The organism is Streptomyces sp. NBC_00386 (assembly GCF_036063235.1).
GTDB lineage: Bacteria > Actinomycetota > Actinomycetes > Streptomycetales > Streptomycetaceae > Streptomyces.
In genome coordinates, this window is record NZ_CP107950.1 from 2,942,834 (window position 1) to 2,960,756 (window position 17,923).

Here is a 17,923-nt window from a genome sequence, read left to right on the forward strand (position 1 = left end):
CTACGTGCGGGCCGATCCGGTCAGAGTGCGTCCGGGCCGCGCTCGCCGGTCCGCACCCGGACCGCCGTGTCGACCGGGACGGACCACACCTTGCCGTCACCGATCTTGCCTGTACGGGCCGCCTTCACGACGACATCGATGAGCTGTTCGGCGTCGTCGTCCTCGACCAGCACCTCTATGCGGATCTTGGGGACGAGGTCGACCGTGTACTCGGCGCCGCGGTACACCTCGGTGTGTCCCCGCTGCCGACCGTAGCCGCTCGCCTCGGTGACCGTCAGTCCGTGGACCCCGAAGGCCTGGAGTGCCTCTTTGATCTCGTCGAGCCGGTGGGGCTTCACGACGGCGGTGATGAGCTTCATGCGTCCACCTTCTTGGCGTCCGTGTCGGCCGGGGCGGGCACGGCGGTCCGGGCGGCGCCACCACCGGCGCCGCTGAAGTCGTATGCGGTCTCGGCGTGCTCGGCCTGGTCGATGCCGGCGATCTCCTCGTCCTCGGTGACCCGCATGCCCATGGTCTTGTCGATGACGAAGGCGAGGATCGCGGAGACGACCAGGGAGTAGCCGAGGACGGCGAAGACACCGGCGCACTGCTTCCAGAACTGGGTCAGACCGCCGCCGTAGAAGAGGCCTTCGACGGTCGACTGGCCCTTGCCGCTGGCGAAGAGGCCGATCAGCAGGGAGCCGATGACACCGCCGACGAGGTGGACACCGACGACGTCGAGGGAGTCGTCGTAGCCGAACTTGTACTTCAGGCCGACGGCCATGGCGCACAGGACACCGGCGATGGCGCCGACCGCGATGGCGCCGAGCGGGGAGACCGCGCCGCCGGACGGGGTGATGGCGACCAGACCGGCGACCGCGCCGGAGGCGGCGCCCAGCGTGGTGAACGCGCCGTGCCGGATCTTCTCGTAGATGAGCCAGGCCAGCATGGCGGCGGCGGTGGCGACCTGCGTGTTGACGAACATCAGCGCGCCGACGCCGTCGTCGTTGCCGAGCCACGAGCCGGCGTTGAATCCGAACCAGCCGAACCACAGCAGACCGGATCCGAGCATCACCAGCGGAAGGCTGTGCGGACGCATCGGGTCCTTCTTGAAGCCGACGCGCTTGCCGATGACCAGGATCACGCCGAGCGCCGCGGCACCCGCGTTGATGTGGACCGCCGTACCACCGGCGAAGTCGATCACGCCGAGGTCGAAGGCCCAGCCGCCCGTGCCCCAGACCCAGTGGGCGACGGGGAAGTAGACGAGCGTGGCCCACAGCGCGATGAAGACCGACCAGGCGGTGAACTTCACGCGGTCCGCGAGAGCACCGCTTATCAGCGCGGGCGTGATGATCGCGAACATCAGCTGGAAGACCATGAAGACGAACACCGGAATGGTGTAGCCGGGCCAGAGCTCCGTCAGGCCGATGTTGCTGAGGCCGACCCAGTCGGAGGTCCAGCCGATGAACGATCCCTTGTCCGTGCCGAAGGCGAGGGAGAAGCCGTACAGCACCCACAGGATGGTGATGATCCCCATGCTGATGAAACTCATCATCAGCATGTTGAGGGTGCTCTTGACGCGGACCATGCCTCCGTAGAAGAAGGCGAGGCCCGGCGTCATGATGAGCACCAGGGCGGAACAGATGAGCATGAACCCTGTGTTGGCGGCAGAAAGCTTGGGTGCCTCTGCGGCAAGGGTGATGGCTGGTGCCATCGGCGTCTCCTCGTCGTTGGTACGGCCCCGTGCGGGCGAAGCCTGAATGGGTCGTGAGGGGTGGGCCGGTTATGCGCCATGAGATTGACGCAGCGCGGTTTCCGTGGACGCCCCTCGATGTTTCGCACCAGTGACGAAGGCACTCTGTGTGTTACACGTTCATGAACTGCCTGATTGTGGTCGAAGCGATCGTTATCGTGACGCAATCTCCGACAGGATGCTCGTGGCGCCCCCGGCGCACCGGGGACATGACCACCGTGCGGGGCGTCCCCGCGATGACGGGCCGCGTCCGCGCGAGCGGCGCCGGCCGGGGCCGCATACAGCGGAACCGGCCACGGCCGGCCGTCCGATGACCTGGCATGGGGGAGCCGAGTCGGGCAGTTCGGGACGGCCGGCCGCGGCCGGGGTACTGAGCGGGGCCGCTTCGGCGGCCTGGCGTCAGACCGCCTCGGCGGTCTCGGGCAGGTCGACGGCCAGCTGGTCGGTGAGGTCGATGACCTCGGCGAGGTCGCCGAACTCGCGGACCGCGGTGTCGACCGTCTTTCGGATACGAGTGTTGACGCGTTCGGAGCGCACTTTCCTACCGATCCTCAGGGCTTCCTTGGCCAGGACGGCACTCTGCTCGGGTTCACGCTGGAGCAGGTGCACGGTGGCCATGCCGATGAGGTTGAGCGCGTACGACCTCTGGTGCTCGGAGTCCTTGCCGAAGCGGTCGACCGCCTCCTGCATCAGGGGCTCGGCCATGGAGGCGTACGTGGGGCTGCGCCCGGCGACGTAGGCGAGATCGCGGTAGGAGTGCGAGTTCTCGCCGTACAGCTCGGCCTGGGAGAAGAAGCGGATCCAGTCGGGGTCCGGGTCGTCCCACTCGTGCACGTCGGCGAAGGTGTCCTCGGCCATGCGGACGGCCCGCTTGCACTTTCCGGGCTGGCCCATGTTGGCGTAGGCCCGGGCCTCCATCGCATACAGCATCGACTGGGTACGCGGGCTCGCGCAGTCACGGCTGCCGTACTGGGCGAGATGGATCAGCTCCAGGGCGTCCTCGGGCCGCCCGAGATGGATCATCTGCCGGCTCATGCTGGAGAGGACGTACGAGCCGAGCGGCTTGTCACCCGCCTCCTTCGAGGCGTGCAGGGCGAGCACGAAGTACTTCTGCGCGGTGGGCTGGAGACCCACGTCGTAACTCATCCAGCCCGCCAGCTCGGCCAGTTCGGCGGCGACCTTGAACAGGCGCTTCTCGGTGGCGGCGGGCTGCGGCTCCTGGAGGAGGTCCGTCACCTCGTGCAACTGGCCGACGACGGCCTTGCGGCGCAGTCCCCCGCCGCACTGCGCGTCCCACTGACGGAACATCACGGTGGTGGACTCCAGGAGATCCAGCTCCGGTTGGGAGAGCCTGCCGCCGCGGCGCGTCGAGGCCGGCGGTTCGGCCGCCTCGTAGGACGCGGGTGGTGTGGGGACGAGCCAGCGCTGCATGGGCTCGATGAGGGCCGGGCCGGCGGAGAGCCCCAGCGAACTGCCGAGGAAGCCGCGCCGCGCCAGCATCAGGTCGCTGCGCGAGTACTCGCTGATCAGCGCGACGGTCTGGGGACCGGTCCACGGAAGGTCGATGCCGGACACGGAGGGTGCCTGGTGGGGCGCGCGCAGACCGAGGTCCTCCACGGCGACGACACAGCCGAACCGCTCGGAGAACAGCTCCGACAGGATGCGCGGGATCGGCTCGCGCGGGTTCTCCCCGTCCAGCCAGCGGCGCACCCGCGAGGTGTCCGTGGAAATGTGGTTGGCCCCCAGCTGGCGCGCTCTGCGGTTCACTTGGCGCGCCAGCTCGCCCTTCGACCAGCCACTGCGCACGAACCACGAGCCGAGCAGCTCGTTGGGGCGCTTGTCAGCGTTCGTCCCGCCTCCGCCGTTGCCGCCCACTGGAACGCCCCCACTCCCCGAGATCACTTGTCGCCGCTCTGCGACAAGCCCTATCAGAATGCCCGTAAACACGGCCGCGTGTCCGGTAGTTCTCACCCTTCGAAAGGGAACCCGGCTTGCCCTTGGCATACTCGCGAGTAAACAAAACCCTAGGACTCGTGCACTCAAAGTAATCCTACGATCACGCGTCCAGCCATGGCGATCCGTGAAACGCCACCATTCGCCACCCCTTCGAATGAACCCCAGTCACCCTGCTCGCGATTCACTTGACACGGAACGACCAAGGGTGGGCGAAGAAGCGCACTCCAGGGCGCACGGAGCCGAACGCACCACCCCATGCGCGACAAGGCGCCGTCTGGATCGCGCGATAACGGGCAGGCAGGAACAGAGGGTGACAATCCGGTTCCGTCACGTAACCACGGGCGCACCGGACCCGTTGGAGGGGGCATGGGCTTCACGATCGGCAGTAGTCGGGCGATGCGCGACATCCGGACCGGTGCACGTCGCCGCGGCCGCTCGTCGGAGGGCACCGCCGTAGCCGCGTTCACCGGACTGTGGGGATGGGACGTGGTCCCGGGTGCCCGAGCCGCCGCGGGGGCGTGCTCGTGCGGCCGGGCCGACTGCCCGGCGCCGGGTGCGCACCCCCTGGCCTTCGCCCCGACGATCCCGGCGGGCACGACGCTGGACGAGGCGACCGACATCTGGGCCGGCTTCCCGGGCGCCGCGGTGATGCTGCCGGTCGGCCGGGCCTTCGACGTGATCGAGATGGCCGAGCCGGCGGGGCGCCGCGCGCTCGTCCGGCTGGAGCGCATGGGTCTGCCGCTCGGCCCCGTGACGGCCACCGCGGACGGCCGCGCCCACTTCTTCGTCTCCCCCGGTTCCGCCGCCGAACTTCCCGAGCTGCTCTACCGCATGGGCTGGGACGACGCCTCTCTCGACCTGCACGGCCTGGGCCCGGGCACGTTCATCACCGCCCCGCCCTCCGACCGGGCGGGGCTCGGCCCGGTCCGCTGGCTGCGCTCCCCCGTTCTCGACTCCGCCACGAAGCCGCCTCCGGCCAGGCTGCTGCTGGGCACGCTCGCCTACGTGGCACACCGTTCGCGGGCCTGACGCGCCGGAGCGGTCCGTACAGGACGAAGCGCCCGTCCCCCGGCAGCACTGCGGGGGCGGGCGCTTCTTCGGTCACTACGCGTTCACGCGGATGGTCACTCGCCGATAAGGGCGTCAACGAACGCCTCCGGCTCGAACGGCGCCAGGTCGTCCGCGCCCTCGCCGAGCCCCACCAGCTTGACCGGGACACCCAGCTCGCGCTGCACCGCGATGACGATGCCGCCCTTCGCGGTGCCGTCGAGCTTGGTCAGCACGATGCCGGTGATCTCGACGACCTCGGCGAACACACGCGCCTGCACCAGACCGTTCTGCCCGGTGGTCGCGTCGAGCACGAGCAGCACCTCGTCGAGCGGCGCGTGCTTCTCCACGACGCGCTTGACCTTGCCGAGCTCGTCCATGAGGCCGGTCTTGGTGTGGAGCCGGCCCGCCGTGTCGATGAGGACGACGTCCGCGCCCTCCTCGATGCCCTCCTTGACCGCGTCGAACGCGACCGAGGCGGGGTCGCCGCCCTCGGGGCCGCGGACGGTACGCGCGCCCACGCGCTCGCCCCAGGTCTGGAGCTGGTCGGCGGCGGCGGCGCGGAAGGTGTCGGCCGCGCCGAGCACGACACTCTTGCCGTCGGCGACGAGCACCCGTGCGAGCTTGCCGGTGGTGGTGGTCTTGCCGGTGCCGTTGACCCCGACGACCATGACGATGCCCGGGGTGTCGAGGTTCGAGTCGGTCTTGACGACGCGGTCGAACTCCGGGACGAGCAGCTGGATCAGCTCCTCGCGCAGCAGACCGCGCAGCTCGTCCGGCGTCCGCGTGCCGAGCACCTTCACGCGCTCGCGCAGCCGGTCGACCAGTTCCTGGGTGGGCTGCACACCGACGTCGGCGACGAGCAGCGTGTCCTCGATCTCCTCCCAGGTCTCGTCGTCGAGGTGCTCGCGCGAGAGCAGCGTGAGCAGCCCCTTGCCGAGCGCGTTCTGCGAGCGGGAGAGCCGGGTGCGCAGGCGCACCAGACGCCCGGCGGTCGGCTCCGGGATCTCGATCTGGGGGGCTGCCGGAGGTTCCTCGACGACGACCGACGGGGCGGCCGGGCCGTCGGAGAGATCCACCTCCTCTATCGTGCGGCGCGGTTCTTCGCGCGGCGTCTCGGCTTCGTCGCCGACGTGCGGTTCGGCCGGAGGGGCGGTGATGTCGGGGGCGGCGGGGGGCGGCGGGGGCAGCTGCTTCCGCTTGCGACTGCCGACGACGAGCCCACCGATTGCGCCGATCACCACCACGGCGATGACTACAGCAAGGATGATGGTTTCCATAACAAGCCCAGTATGCGTGACCTGTCCTCCGGCCAGGCGTTGTCCGTGCGGGGGCCGCGTGCCCCCGCGGGCCGGGCTGGTCCGCCGCTCGGCCGCGCGTCGACGGGAAGCCTTCAGGGCGGAGTCACAACGCCCCCAGTATCAGCGGCGGCAAGCCGACTGCTCTGGTTTCACGGGGTATGTACGGATGCGCGCAACGTACCCAGGGTGTGTCACGGCCCATGCCGTGGGCCGTGACACACCCTTACCGCAACGTCACCTCCCATGGGCAGACTCCACCGGTTCCACGCTCTGGCAACCTGACGCCCCGTCAGCTACCGTCCCCCTCCACACACGAAGGGGGCTCCCCATGCCCGTGACGGTCGTGCGCTTCAACCTCGTCGAACCCGACGCCACCCCCGCCTCGCTCAGCGCCCGCTACCGGGCCGCCGTCGAGATGGCCACGTACGCCGACGACCGCGGGATCACCACGGTGCAGACCGAGGAACACCACGGCGCCGCAAACAACTGGCTGCCCTCGCCCTTCGCGTTCGCGGGCGCGGTCTTCGGAGCGACCCGGCATGTAGCGGTCACGGTCTCGGCGGTCATCGGCCCGCTGCACGACCCGCTGCGTCTGGCCGAGGACATCGCCGTACTCGACCTGCTCAGCGGCGGCCGCCTGGTGACCGTGGCCGGCATCGGCTACCGGCCCGAGGAGTACGCGCAGTTCGACGTGGACTGGAAGCGGCGCGGCAAACTCCAGGACGAGCTTCTGGAGACGCTGCTGAAGGCGTGGACCGGCGAGGAGTTCACCTATCGCGGCCGCACGGTACGGGTCACCCCGCGCCCGTTCTCGGACCCGCACCCCCTGCTGCTGGTGGGCGGCTCGTCCCGGGCCGCGGCCCGGCGTGCCGCCCGGCTCGGGCTGCCGTTCTTCCCGAGCGCGCACCTGCCCGAGCTGGAGGCCTATTACAAGGAGCGGCTCATCGAGTACGGCACCGAGGGCTGGACCATGATGCCCGGCGCCGAGACGCCGCTGCTGCACATCGCCGAGGACCCGGACCGGGCCTGGGCCGAGTACGGCCGCCACTTCCTGCACGAGGCGCGGACGTACGCCTCCTGGCAGTCCGGCGAGATCCGCTCGGCGGTGAAGTCGGCGGCCACGACGGTCGGGGAGCTGCGCGCCGAGGGCGTCTACCGCGTCCTCACGCCCGACCAGTGCGTGGAGCAGGGCCTCGACAACCTCGTCCTGCATCCGCTGTCCGGCGGGATGCCCGTGGACGAGGGCTGGCGCAGTCTGCATCTCTTCTGCGAAAGCGTGCTGCCCCGGCTCGCGTGACCTGACGGTCCGGGCCGGGGCAGCACGCCCTCTTTCACGAGTACGGGGAGAGGGGCAGCGGGGACTTGGCCCTTCTCCCCGAGTTCCGGGGAATCACCGGCGGCCGTGGGGAGCCGCCGGTGACACGGGCGGTCAGCCCATCTCCTCCAGGGTCTTGCCCTTCGTCTCCTTGACGAACTTGAGCACGAAGGGGATGGAGAGGACGGCGAAGCACGTGTAGATCACATAGGTGCCGGAGAGGTTCCAGTCGGCCAGCGACGGGAAACTCGCGGTGATGGCCCAGTTGGCGATCCACTGCGCGGAGGCGGCGACGCCGAGCGCGGCGGCGCGGATGTGGTTCGGGAACATCTCGCCGAGGAAGACCCAGACCACGACGCCCCAGGAGAGGGCGAAGAAGAGGACGAAGACGTGCGCGGCGATCAGGGCGACCCAGCCCTGGGTGGCGGGCAGCTTGCCGTCGACCAGGTCGTAGGAGAAGGCCCAGGCCTCCAGGCCGAGACCGATGGCCATACCCACCGAGCCGATGAGGGCGAGCGGCTTACGGCCGATGCGGTCCACGAAGATCATGGCGATCACGGTGCCGATGATGTTGATGATCGACGTGGTGAACGAGTAGAAGAACGAGTCCGTCGGGTCGACGCCGACCGACTGCCACAGCGTCGCGGAGTAGTAGAACGCGATGTTGATGCCGACGAACTGCTGGAAGACCGAGAGGCCGATGCCGACCCAGACGATCGGCAGGAAGAGGAAGCCGCCGCCGAGCAGGTCCTTGAAGGTCGACTTGTGCTCGCGCTTCATGGCGTGCTCGATCTCGGCGACGCGGGCGTCCAGGTCGATCTTGTCGCCCTCGACCTCCTTGAGCACCTCACGGGCACGGTCCCTGCGGCCCACCTCGAGCAGGAAGCGCGGCGACTCGGGGATGGCGAAGGAGAGCAGACCGTAGAGGACGGCCGGGACGACCATGACGCCGAGCATGACCTGCCAGGCCTCGACGCCGAGGAGCTGACCGCGCTGGTCGCCGTCCGCGGCGTTCAGGATGGCGTAGTTGACGAGCTGCGAGATGGCGATGCCCACGACGATCGCGGCCTGCTGGAACGAGCCGAGCCGTCCGCGGTACGCGGCCGGGGAGACCTCGGCGATGTAGGCGGGGCCGATGACCGAGGCCATGCCGATGGCGAATCCGCCGATGATGCGCCAGAAAGCGAGGTCCCACAGCGCGAAGGGCAGCGCCGAGCCGATGGCGCTGACGGTGAAGAGCGACGCGGAGATCTGCATGCAGCGGATGCGGCCGATGCGGTCGGCCATGCGGCCGGCGGTCGCGGCACCGATGGCACAGCCGATCAGCGCGATGGCGATGACCTGGGCCAGGGCCGCGGAGCCGATGTCGTAGCGGCTCCGGATGGCCTCGACCGCGCCGTTGATCACAGCGCTGTCGTAGCCGAACAGGAAGCCGCCCATCGCGGCCGCCGCCGCGATGAAGATGACATGCCCGAGATGCTCGGGAGGAGCCGGCTTGACTCCTGGCACAGGTGCCTGCGATGCGCTGGTCACGTAAGACTCCTCGGGCCACCGGCCTCGCTGCCGGGGGTGGGGGGCGAAAGCCTTCGTTGGTGGTTACCAGTGGCGCACAGGTTCACGCGGGCCACCACCTGAAGGTAAAAGCAACGTCGGAGAGAATATGCCTTCAACTTTCGAAGTCAAACTTGGGTACTTGTGAATATCTCCCGCCGACATGGTGTAGTTGTGTTCAAGACTTGAACATCAAGTGCCTGAATGGCCCAACGAAGCCCACGAGGCCCACCCGGCCGAACTCGCGCCCCGCCGGGTGAAGTCGGCGGATCCCCAGCGCGTCGGCTTGCCCGCGGCCGACCCGTTCGGCTGACCGGGCCCGCCGGAACCACCGGCTCGGACGGTGGGCACAAGGGCTGTTCCGGGGCGCCGGTCACGAACGGCGCCCGAGGTGTGACGTGCGGCATGCGGTGGGCGGGGCCAGCGGACCGACGGCCCAGCGGCACGCGAAGAGCCCGCCCGCCAGGAGCCGCCCGCGAGGCGCGTGGCGCGAGGCACGGGTCGCAGTCCGCGGAGGGACGCCGGACGCCCGTCCCGGCGCCGGCCGTGTCCGCGTTGCCCGCGCCCCTCGGAGCCGCGAGGATCCGGGCATGCCGCAGACCACGGTCGTCAACCTCAAGGGTCACCGCGACGATCCCGCGTACGCCGACGTCGTGTACGTGGGGCGCGCCATGCACCGGGGCGGCTGGCATCTGGCCGGCTCTCCGCTGGCGAGCCCGTTCCGACCGGGCCACGACGGCACCCGGGAGGAGGTCGTCGAGATGTACCGGGCCTATCTGCTGGCACGCCCGGAGCTGCTGGCCCGGCTCCCCGCCCTGCGCGGCCACCGCCTCGGCTGCTGGTGCGTCCCCGAGCGCTGCCACGCCGAGGTGCTCGCCGAACTCGCCGACGAGGGCGCGGGCGCGGATCTGCCGGAACCGGACGATCGGCCATAGGCGGCGCCCGGACCGGAACCGGGCGGACAACCGCGGGCGGCGCCCCCGGCGATCAGCGCAGGCGCTGGCTGATGACCTTCGAGACGCCGTCGCCCTGCATGGAGACGCCGTAGAGCGCGTCGGCGACCTCCATCGTGCGCTTCTGGTGCGTGATCACGATGAGCTGGGAGGCCTCCTGCAGCTCCTGCATGATCCTGATCAGCCGCTGGAGGTTGGTGTCGTCCAGCGCGGCCTCGACCTCGTCCATCACGTAGAACGGGCTGGGGCGCGCCTTGAAGATCGACACGAGCAGCGCGACGGCGGTCAGCGACCGCTCGCCGCCGGAGAGCAGGCTGAGCCGCTTGACCTTCTTGCCCGGCGGCCTGGCCTCCACGTCGACGCCGGTGGTGAGCATGTTGTCGGGGTCGGTCAGGATGAGCCGCCCGTCGCCGCCCGGGAACAGCCGGCTGAAGACGCCCTCGAACTCCCGGGCGGTGTCCCGGTACGCCTCGGTGAAGACCTGCTCGACGCGCTCGTCGACCTCCTTGATCACCTGGAGAAGGTCGGCGCGTGTCTTCTTGAGGTCCTCCAGCTGTTCGCTGAGGAACTTGTGGCGCTCCTCCAGCGCGGCGAACTCCTCCAGGGCCAGCGGATTGACCTTGCCGAGCTGCTGGTACGCCCGCTCGGCCGACCTGAGCCGCTTCTCCTGCTCGGCACGGTGGAACCGCCGCGGCTGGTTGCGCGGGTGCTCGGGGTCCTCGGGCAGCTCCTCGCCCTCGGCGGGCAGCGACGGTGGTACGAGCTGGTCGGGGCCGTAGTCCGCGACGAGTCCCGCCGGCTCGACGCCGAGTTCGTCCAGCGCCTTCGCCTCCAGCTGCTCGATGCGCATCCGTTTCTCGGCGCCGAGCACCTCGCCCCGGTGCACCGAGTCGGTGAGCTTGTCGAGCTCCGCCTTGAGATCGCGGCCCTGGCCCCGCGCGGTCACGAGCTCCTGCTCACGGCGGGCCTTCGCGCTGTCAGCCGCGGTGCGCTCCTCCTCGGCACGGGCGAGCGAGATCTCGACGTGCGCGAGCAGTTGCCGTGCACCGGAGGCGACGGCCGCGGCGACGGCCGCCTCGTGGCGGAGCCGGGCGCGCCGCTGTTCTGCACGCGCGCGTGCCTCGCGTTCGGCGCGGGCGGCACGGTCCAGCGAGTCGGCCCGTCCGGCGAGTCCCTTGACCCGCTCCTCGTGCGTGCGCACCTGGAGGCGGGCCTCCATCTCCGTCTGCCGCGCGTTGGCGCCGTCCGCGGCGAGCCGGTCCCGTACCGAGGTGTCGGGTTCCTCCTCGACGGGCATCTCCTCGGCCACGGCGAGCCGTTCGGCCAGTTCCTCGGCCTCGACCACGGCCCGGTCGAGCGCTTCCTGCGCTCGGGCGGCCGCCGCGGTGCTCCGCTCGGCCTCGCCCGCGGCGCCCCGCGCCTGCCCGGCCAGCCGGCCGAGCTGCTGAGCGACGGACGACTTCTCCCGCTCGGCGGCCCGCCGCCGCTCCCCCAACTCCTCGACGAGCGCGGCCCGTTCCTTGCGCTGCTCGGTCGCCATCCGCTGCGCCTCGGTCAACTCCTCGCAGCGTACGGCCAGTTCCTCCAGTTCGGCCGCCGCCTCGTCCACGGAGGCCTGCACTTCGAGCAGACTGGGCGCTCCGGCGGACCCACCGTGCGCGAAGTGCACCCCGAACAGGTCGCCCTCGGCTGTCACCGCGGTGAGTCCGGGCCGCGCGTGGACCAGGTCCTCGGCCTCCTCCAGGGTGCCGACGACGACGATCCCGCGCAGCAGGCGTCGTACGGCGGGCATCAGTTCGGCGGGGCCCCGGACGAGATCGGCGGCGTACGGCGGCGCGTCGTGGTCGAGGGGTACGTCCCTGGAGGCACCGTCCGCCGGTCCGGCGCCGGCGTGGGCCTCGGCTCCGGGTTCCTCGGGTGTTCCGGCGAGCAGCAGGGCCGCGCGGCCCGCGTCCTGTTTGCGCAGCAGGCGGATGGCCTCGGCGGCCGAGGCCGGGGTGGCGACCGCGACGGCGTCGGCGGCCGCGCCGAACGCGGCGGCGAGCGCGACCTCGAAGCCGGGGGTGACCGAGAGCAGTCCGGCGGCGGGACCGAGGACCCCGGTGAGCCGGTCCGTGGCACCGAGCAGCGCTCCCGTGCCGTCCTTGCGCCGCAGGCCGAGGGCGAGGGCGTCACGGCGGGCCCGGGTGGCGGCCCGCTTGCGTTCGGCGGCGGTGGCGGCCTCGCGGGCGGCGGTCAGCGCGGCCTCCGCGTCGGACAGGGCCCGCCTGGCCGCCTCGTGCTGCTCGGCGAGGTCGGCGTCGCCCGCGTCGAGACCGTCGACCTCGGCCTTCAGCTGCTCGTACTCCTCCTGGGCCGTGACCGCGCGCTCCTGGGCCTCGTCGCGGGAGGCGGCGAGGCGGTCGATCTCGGCCTGCGCGGAGGCGGCGCGCGAACGGGCGGCGTTGACCTGGCCGCCCAGGCGGGCGAGGCCCTCGCGGCGATCGGCGATGGCGCGGGCCACGTCCTTGAGCCGGCGCTCCTCGACGGTGAGTTCGCGCTCCAGTTCGGCGCGGTGCGCGACGGTGTCCTCCAGGGCCCGCTCGGCCGCCTCCAGGGCCGCTTCGAGTTCGGCCTCCTGCTCGCGGACGCGGGCGGCCTCACGCTCCATGTCCTCGGGGTCGCGTCCGCGCCGTTCTTCCGCGGGCACCGAGGTGGCGCTCTTCACCCGCGCGTCCGCCAGCGAGACCGTGCCGCGCACCCGCTCCGCGAGCTGGGAGAGTTCGTACCAGGTCTGCTGGGCGCGCTGGAGACGCGGCGTCAGCTGCCGTACCTCGTCCTCCAGCAGGGCCTCCCGCTGGAGTGCCTTCTTCAGCTCGGCCTCGGCGGATTCCTTGCGCTCCTTGAGCGCGGCCTCGTCGGCGATCTCGGACTGGAGCGCCCCGCGCAGACGCACGAGGTCGTCGGCGAGGAGCCGCAGCCGGGCGTCGCGCAGGTCGGCCTGGATGACCGCGGCCCGGCGGGCCACGGCGGCCTGCCGGCCGAGCGGCTTGAGCTGGCGCCGCAGTTCGTCGGTCAGGTCCTGGACGCGGGCGAGGTTCGCCTTCATCGCGTCCAGCTTCCGCAGCGCCTTCTCCTTGCGCTTGCGGTGCTTGAGGACGCCCGCCGCCTCCTCGATGAAGGCGCGGCGGCCCATCGGGTCGGCGTGCAGGACGGAGTCGAGCTGGCCCTGTCCGACGATGACGTGCATCTCACGGCCGATGCCGGAGTCGGACAACAGCTCCTGGATGTCGAGCAGTCGGCAGGTGTCGCCGTTGATCTGGTACTCGCTGCCGCCGTTGCGGAACATGATCCGCGTGATGGTGACCTCGGCGTACTCGATGGGCAGCGCCCCGTCGGAGTTGTCGATGGTGAGGGAGACCTCGGCACGGCCGAGCGGCGGACGCCCGGTGGTGCCGGCGAAGATGACGTCCTCCATCTTGCCGCCGCGCAGGGACTTGGCCCCCTGCTCGCCCATGACCCAGCTCAGCGCGTCCACGACGTTGGACTTGCCCGAGCCGTTGGGGCCCACGACACAGGTGATGCCCGGCTCGAACCGCAGCGTGGTCGCGGAGGCGAACGACTTGAACCCTCGCAGGGTCAGGGCCTTGAGGTGCACGCCGCTGGACTCTACCTTTCGGGCCGGTCTCACTCCATGAACGCGCGGTTTCGCCCATGAACGCGCAGGGCACACCAGACGTTGAAGAGGGGGAGGGGTGCCCGGGGGAAAGAAAGAAGGGACGCCGGACGGCGTCCCTTGCAAATCCGACAACTTAGCGGTTGATTAGGGCTGCCCAACCACTGCTGTCATGGTGCGGTGCAGTGGTCAGGTGAGCGCAGGCTCCGCCTGGGGTACGTCGATGCTCTCGAGAAGCGAGTCGTGAGAAGCGGCAGCCGCGAGCGCGTCGTTCTCGGCCTGGATCCGTACGAGCTCGGATTCAAGGTCCTGGACGCGCTGCTGGAGCCGTCGCATCTCGGCAATGAGTCGCGGGTCGGAACCGCCGACGTAACCGAGAAGCGCCTTTGCCATGATGGATGGTCCTCCACACTGAGTGACCGACCGAAGCGGTGTGGGTCGTGAGGGAATCGCACCCGCGATGCTTGACACTGCTGATGTCCTGCTGCCGTTCCACATGCCAAACAGCTAAGGTGCGCGGGGCTTTCAGCGTCTCACCAAAAAGTTTGACGGTCAACACGATCACACCCCGTATCGGCGGGCAACCCACTGTCGCGCGGCTTGTGAAGCGGCGGCGCTGCGACTCCGGCGGGGCCCTCAGGGCGTCGGGATCATCGTTATCTCGGGAGCCTGCCACTTCGAGCCGTTCTTGGCAACCACCAGGCCCTTTCCGCTACTGACGGGTGCCGTTGGCATACTCCACGCCACCTTCCGGGGGCCTTCGCGGGCATCACCGTCAGCGGATGGCGAAGCCGTCGTAGATCCCGCGGGGCGTGTCCCAGATCTCAGTCACTCCGTCCACCCGGCCGGGCGTGTCGTCTCCCTGGAGCCAGTCGAGCAGACTCTGGCAGCCGGCTCGGGGGCCCTCCGCGACCACCTGGACGCGTCCGTCGTCGAGATTGAGAGCAAAACCACTCAGCTCCCCGATCTCCAGCGCCCTGGCCCGCGTAAACCAGCGGAAACCCACACCTTGGACCCGCCCGCGGACCCAGACGACCAGCCGTGAAACCTCGTTCATGGCTGCACGCTAACCGGACAATGTCTCCTGGAGCACATCCTCCCCTTGCGCCATGGGGTACCGTCCCGACCCAATGAGTCTCACTAGAAACTCACTCTTTAGGGTGAGGTTCAGGTGAGGATCGCTGACTCGAGATCGAGGAAGGCCCAAGAGATGGGACGCCACCGACGCTCCGACGCCGGCCGCGCCGCCACAGGGCGCGCCACCGGAGTCACAGATACGAGCGGGACCCACACGGAAAGCTACGGGCCGGAGAACCTGTACGGCTATGCGGCCGTCGCCGATCTCCCGTCCGCCGCCGCGGCCCGCTCGCACCGCAAGCGGAAGGGTCCGAGCCCGGTCAAGACGGGACTGCTCGGCGTCTCGGCGGCCGTGGCCCTCGGCACCGTGGCCGTCGCGGCCGGTGTCGTGCCCGGCAGCGACAACTACGCGCTCGGTGGTGGCAGCCACAACTCCGACAGCGTCCAGGCCGCGGGCTCGCCCTCCAGCGTGGAGACCCAGCAGGGCGGTACCTCGGGCAGCGCGGACTCCCGTGAGGGCACGTCGACCAGCCGCGGCTCCGGTCGCGCGACGACCCCCTCGACCGTCGCCCCCTCGACCTCCACGTCGCCGTCGGCCGCTCCGACCACGACGGAGCCGCCGAAGAAGCAGGGCAACGGAGCCTCCAAGGAGGAGAAGACGAAGGAGCCCAAGGCTCCCGAAGCTTCGAAGCCCTCCAAGAAGGAGACGAAGGCCCCGGTCGCCAAGACCCCGGTGGACGTGTCCGCTCAGACCGCCGCCGAGGCCGAGGTGCTCAAGCTCGTCAACGACGAGCGCGCCAAGGTCGGTTGCAGCCCGGTCGCCGCGAACAGTGCCCTGACGGACCTGGCCCAGGCCTTCAGCGAGGACATGGCGGTGCGTGACTTCTTCGACCACACCGACCCGAGCGGGCTCAGCCCGTGGGACCGTGCGGCGACGGCCGGGATAGCCAGCCTCGGCGGCGAGAACATAGCCCGCGGCCAGGCCGACGCGGCAGCCGTCATGGAGGCCTGGATGAACAGCCCCGGCCACAAGGCCAACATCCTGAACTGCGACTTCAAGACCCTCGGCGTAGGAGTCCACTTCGCCGAGGGCGGCCCTTGGTGGACGCAGGACTTCGGCTACTGAGACAGCCCCAGATCACATGGCCGACCCGCTCGAGGGGTCGGCCATGTCGTGTTTCCGGGGCACCCGGCGACCCGGGTCCGAGTCCCGGCTGACGGCATCGGGTGCGTATACGTCCGCAGCGTGAAGCCGGGGTCATGGTCCCCCGACTCGCTGACAGCCTTGACGCTCTCCCCCGCGTCCACAGCACCGAGGCGTAGAAGCGCCGCAGGGTGTGCATGCCGTTGTCCCGCCCGGTCTCGACGCACGCGGCTCGAACTGCCGGCCGCCATTCGTGGTCGTTGAAGCGGTTCCGGTCCGGCGATAGCCCATGGGCCCGACGAAGGTCAGCGATGCCATGGCGGGCGGACCGGTTCCTGACCGCGTGCCACGGCCTCAGCTCACCGAGGCACCCGGCGCCAGCACCAGACCCGCTGCCACGAGGAAGTCCTCAAGGCTGATGACGCCGCACTTGGTGCCGTCGTCCCATTCGATCAGGAGCCCCGAGAGGCCCTCGTTCCAGGAGTCCGGCGTATCGGCGTCATCCTCAGGGCCCGGATGCCACTCGACGCAGCCCACACCATGCCGGTATCGGAGATACAGGTACTGGCCGTCTGCCGTCCAGGCATTCCACTGCGACGGGTAGGCAGAACACGTCTGCACAACCCGCGTCAGCTTCCGACCCTCATCCGTCATCCGGCGATGGTCGCGCAGCAGAAGACCCCCTGGCAATCGACGTGCGGACTCGAGACACTGACCAGGAGTTAGTGCAACCTGCGGGGTGGCGCTGTGGCTGAGTATGCTGGCCGTATGGAATCGTCCGCGCGGATCACGGAGCGCGCCGGGAGCGGCGGGGGCGCCGTGTGCGCCGACGGCAAGGCCCTCGCGTACGACGTGTTCGCCCGCGGCTGTCCGTCCCGGGGCACGCTGGAGCACGTCACCGGCCGCTGGGGCTCCCTCACGCTGGGGGCGTTGTACGAGGGCACCTTCCGGTTCAACGAGCTGCGCCGCCGGGTCGACGGCGTCAGCGAGAAGATGCTCTCGCAGACCCTGCACGCGCTGGAGCGCGACGGTCTGGTGCACCGTGACGCGTGGCCCACGAACCCGCCGCGCGTCGACTACACCCTCACGCCGCTGGGCCGCGAGGTCGCCGAGCGCCTGCTGGCCCTCATCGGCTTCGTCGAAGGGCGCATGGACGACGTCCTGGAGGCCCGTGGGCGCTACGACGAGACCCGCGCGGCCCGGAACGAGGTCCCGAAAGAGGCGTAGGGCGTAGGAACCCGGATCCTCAGGGCCGGGCGCCCCGGACCGTCAGACCGCCGGGCGCGGTGCGCGCTGGCAGCGCGGGCAGAAGTAGCTGGAGCGGTTCATCCAGGCCCGTCGGCGCATCGGGGTCCCGCAGCGGCGGCAGGGTTCGCCCTCGCGCCCGTACGCGTCGAGCGAGCGGTCGAAGTAGCCCGACTCACCGTTGACGTTGACGTACAGGCTGTCGAAGCTCGTCCCCCCGGCGGCGAGGGCGTCGTTCATGACGTCACGGACGTGGCCGAGGAGTTCGGCGGTGCGCGGCCGGGTCATGGTTCCGGCCGGGCGTTCGTAGTGCAGCTTGGAGCGCCACAGCGCCTCGTCCGCGTAGATGTTCCCGACACCGCTGATCAGCGACTGGTCGAGCAGGGCACGCTTGAGGGTCGTACGGCGGGCCCGCAGCGCGGTGTGGAACGCGGCGTCGTCGAAGAGGGGGTCGAGCGGGTCGCGGGCGATGTGCGCGATGACGTCGGGGAGGCCGTCCGGGGTGTTCTCGTGCAGGGACAGCCCGCCGAAGGTGCGCTGGTCGACGAAGCGCAGCTCGGTGCCGCGGTCGTCATCGAAGCGGACGCGGATGCGCAGGTGCTTCTCCTCGGCGGCGTCCTCCGGCTGCACGAGGAGCTGACCGCTCATGCCGAGGTGCGCGAGCACGGAGTACGGCGAGTCGTCGAGCGGCAGCCACAGGTACTTGCCGCGGCGCATCGCCTCGCCCACCCGGTGCCCGGCGAGCGCCTTCGCGAAGCCGTCGGGGCCCGCCAGATGCCGCCGCACCGCCCGCGGATGCCGGACGTCCACGGATCGCACGACCCGCCCGGTGACCCAGCGCTCCAACCCCCGCCGCACGACTTCGACTTCGGGCAGTTCGGGCACGGGACTCCTCCTGAGGGGCGGACTGGGCCGGTGATGCCGGAAGGGTACATCGCGCCCGGCGG

At 70.4% G+C, this 17,923-nt stretch carries 15 protein-coding genes; 5 read left to right on the forward strand and 10 right to left on the reverse strand.

What is annotated here, in order from left to right:
* Positions 1-20 precede the first annotated feature (20 nt).
* From OG780_RS12705 to nsdA, 3 genes are all read right to left on the reverse strand, one after another.
* On the reverse strand, positions 21-359 hold the full coding sequence (locus OG780_RS12705) for a P-II family nitrogen regulator (RefSeq protein WP_142192909.1): 339 nt from the start codon (positions 357-359) through the stop codon (positions 21-23).
* Positions 356-1,693, reverse strand: a complete 1,338-nt coding sequence (locus OG780_RS12710; protein WP_328447669.1) for an ammonium transporter — start codon at positions 1,691-1,693, stop codon at positions 356-358. Before OG780_RS12710 ends, OG780_RS12705 begins: the two co-directional genes overlap by 4 nt.
* A 438-nt stretch (positions 1,694-2,131) precedes the next feature.
* Positions 2,132-3,607: a transcriptional repressor NsdA gene (nsdA, locus tag OG780_RS12715; RefSeq protein WP_328447671.1), complete on the reverse strand. Its 1,476-nt coding sequence runs from the start codon at positions 3,605-3,607 to the stop codon at positions 2,132-2,134.
* A 447-nt stretch (positions 3,608-4,054) separates the two neighbouring features.
* Here nsdA and OG780_RS12720 point away from each other — a divergent pair, with 447 nt between their 5' ends.
* The gene (locus OG780_RS12720; RefSeq protein WP_328447673.1) at positions 4,055-4,717 is read left to right on the forward strand and encodes a bifunctional DNA primase/polymerase; all 663 of its coding nucleotides are present in this window, start codon (positions 4,055-4,057) and stop codon (positions 4,715-4,717) included.
* 95 nt (positions 4,718-4,812) lie between these two features.
* Here the strand turns inward: OG780_RS12720 and ftsY are convergent, their stop codons facing one another.
* Positions 4,813-6,015 carry a signal recognition particle-docking protein FtsY gene (gene ftsY / locus OG780_RS12725; protein ID WP_326785295.1) on the reverse strand — a complete coding sequence of 401 codons (1,203 nt, stop codon included), beginning with the start codon at positions 6,013-6,015 and terminating at the stop codon, positions 4,813-4,815.
* Positions 6,016-6,364: 349 nt separating this feature from the next.
* Here ftsY and OG780_RS12730 point away from each other — a divergent pair, with 349 nt between their 5' ends.
* Positions 6,365-7,333, forward strand: coding sequence for an LLM class flavin-dependent oxidoreductase (locus OG780_RS12730; protein WP_326785296.1), 969 nt, complete (start codon positions 6,365-6,367; stop codon positions 7,331-7,333).
* 132 nt (positions 7,334-7,465) lie between these two features.
* Here the strand turns inward: OG780_RS12730 and OG780_RS12735 are convergent, their stop codons facing one another.
* Positions 7,466-8,884, reverse strand: a complete 1,419-nt coding sequence (locus tag OG780_RS12735; protein WP_328447675.1) for a sugar porter family MFS transporter — start codon at positions 8,882-8,884, stop codon at positions 7,466-7,468.
* Between the two features lie 608 nt (positions 8,885-9,492).
* On the opposite strand from OG780_RS12735, the gene OG780_RS12740 reads away from it, so the two are divergent.
* Positions 9,493-9,837 carry a DUF4326 domain-containing protein gene (locus tag OG780_RS12740; RefSeq protein WP_328447677.1) on the forward strand — a complete coding sequence of 115 codons (345 nt, stop codon included), beginning with the start codon at positions 9,493-9,495 and terminating at the stop codon, positions 9,835-9,837.
* A gap of 52 nt (positions 9,838-9,889) precedes the next feature.
* Here the strand turns inward: OG780_RS12740 and smc are convergent, their stop codons facing one another.
* The 3 genes from smc to OG780_RS12755 all read right to left on the reverse strand — a co-directional run bounded on the left by smc (position 9,890) and on the right by OG780_RS12755 (position 14,567).
* The gene (gene smc, locus OG780_RS12745; RefSeq protein WP_328447679.1) at positions 9,890-13,492 is read right to left on the reverse strand and encodes a chromosome segregation protein SMC; all 3,603 of its coding nucleotides are present in this window, start codon (positions 13,490-13,492) and stop codon (positions 9,890-9,892) included.
* Between the two features lie 207 nt (positions 13,493-13,699).
* Positions 13,700-13,903 (reverse strand): hypothetical protein, encoded by a 204-nt coding sequence (locus OG780_RS12750; protein ID WP_028802434.1) that lies wholly within the window; start codon positions 13,901-13,903, stop codon positions 13,700-13,702.
* Positions 13,904-14,285: 382 nt separating this feature from the next.
* On the reverse strand, positions 14,286-14,567 hold the full coding sequence (locus OG780_RS12755; protein ID WP_328447682.1) for an acylphosphatase: 282 nt from the start codon (positions 14,565-14,567) through the stop codon (positions 14,286-14,288).
* Between the two features lie 153 nt (positions 14,568-14,720).
* Here OG780_RS12755 and OG780_RS12760 point away from each other — a divergent pair, with 153 nt between their 5' ends.
* A complete protein-coding gene (locus OG780_RS12760; protein WP_328447685.1) occupies positions 14,721-15,713 on the forward strand; it encodes a CAP domain-containing protein in 993 nt (330 codons plus the stop codon).
* Positions 15,714-16,085: 372 nt separating this feature from the next.
* On the opposite strand, the gene OG780_RS12770 is transcribed toward OG780_RS12760, so the two are convergent.
* Positions 16,086-16,385: a hypothetical protein gene (locus OG780_RS12770; RefSeq protein ID WP_328447687.1), complete on the reverse strand. Its 300-nt coding sequence runs from the start codon at positions 16,383-16,385 to the stop codon at positions 16,086-16,088.
* A 114-nt stretch (positions 16,386-16,499) separates the two neighbouring features.
* Here OG780_RS12770 and OG780_RS12775 point away from each other — a divergent pair, with 114 nt between their 5' ends.
* On the forward strand, positions 16,500-16,958 hold the full coding sequence (locus OG780_RS12775) for a winged helix-turn-helix transcriptional regulator (RefSeq protein ID WP_328447689.1): 459 nt from the start codon (positions 16,500-16,502) through the stop codon (positions 16,956-16,958).
* 42 nt (positions 16,959-17,000) lie between these two features.
* On the opposite strand, the gene mutM is transcribed toward OG780_RS12775, so the two are convergent.
* Positions 17,001-17,861 carry a bifunctional DNA-formamidopyrimidine glycosylase/DNA-(apurinic or apyrimidinic site) lyase gene (mutM, locus tag OG780_RS12780; RefSeq protein ID WP_328447691.1) on the reverse strand — a complete coding sequence of 287 codons (861 nt, stop codon included), beginning with the start codon at positions 17,859-17,861 and terminating at the stop codon, positions 17,001-17,003.
* Between the last annotated feature and the right edge of the window lie 62 nt (positions 17,862-17,923).

Excerpts from the sequence above, each read along its gene's own strand:
- OG780_RS12705 (WP_142192909.1), bottom strand. The coding sequence starts at position 359 with ATGAAGCTCATCACCGCCGTCGTGAAGCCCCACCGGCTCGACGAGATC.
- OG780_RS12710 (WP_328447669.1), bottom strand. The coding sequence starts at position 1,693 with ATGGCACCAGCCATCACCCTTGCCGCAGAGGCACCCAAGCTTTCTGCC.
- OG780_RS12720 (WP_328447673.1), top strand. The coding sequence starts at position 4,055 with ATGGGCTTCACGATCGGCAGTAGTCGGGCGATGCGCGACATCCGGACC.
- ftsY (WP_326785295.1), bottom strand. The coding sequence starts at position 6,015 with ATGGAAACCATCATCCTTGCTGTAGTCATCGCCGTGGTGGTGATCGGC.
- OG780_RS12730 (WP_326785296.1), top strand. The coding sequence starts at position 6,365 with ATGCCCGTGACGGTCGTGCGCTTCAACCTCGTCGAACCCGACGCCACC.
- OG780_RS12740 (WP_328447677.1), top strand. The coding sequence starts at position 9,493 with ATGCCGCAGACCACGGTCGTCAACCTCAAGGGTCACCGCGACGATCCC.
- OG780_RS12750 (WP_028802434.1), bottom strand. The coding sequence starts at position 13,903 with ATGGCAAAGGCGCTTCTCGGTTACGTCGGCGGTTCCGACCCGCGACTC.
- OG780_RS12755 (WP_328447682.1), bottom strand. The coding sequence starts at position 14,567 with ATGAACGAGGTTTCACGGCTGGTCGTCTGGGTCCGCGGGCGGGTCCAA.
- OG780_RS12760 (WP_328447685.1), top strand. The coding sequence starts at position 14,721 with ATGGGACGCCACCGACGCTCCGACGCCGGCCGCGCCGCCACAGGGCGC.
- OG780_RS12770 (WP_328447687.1), bottom strand. The coding sequence starts at position 16,385 with ATGACGGATGAGGGTCGGAAGCTGACGCGGGTTGTGCAGACGTGTTCT.
- OG780_RS12775 (WP_328447689.1), top strand. The coding sequence starts at position 16,500 with ATGGAATCGTCCGCGCGGATCACGGAGCGCGCCGGGAGCGGCGGGGGC.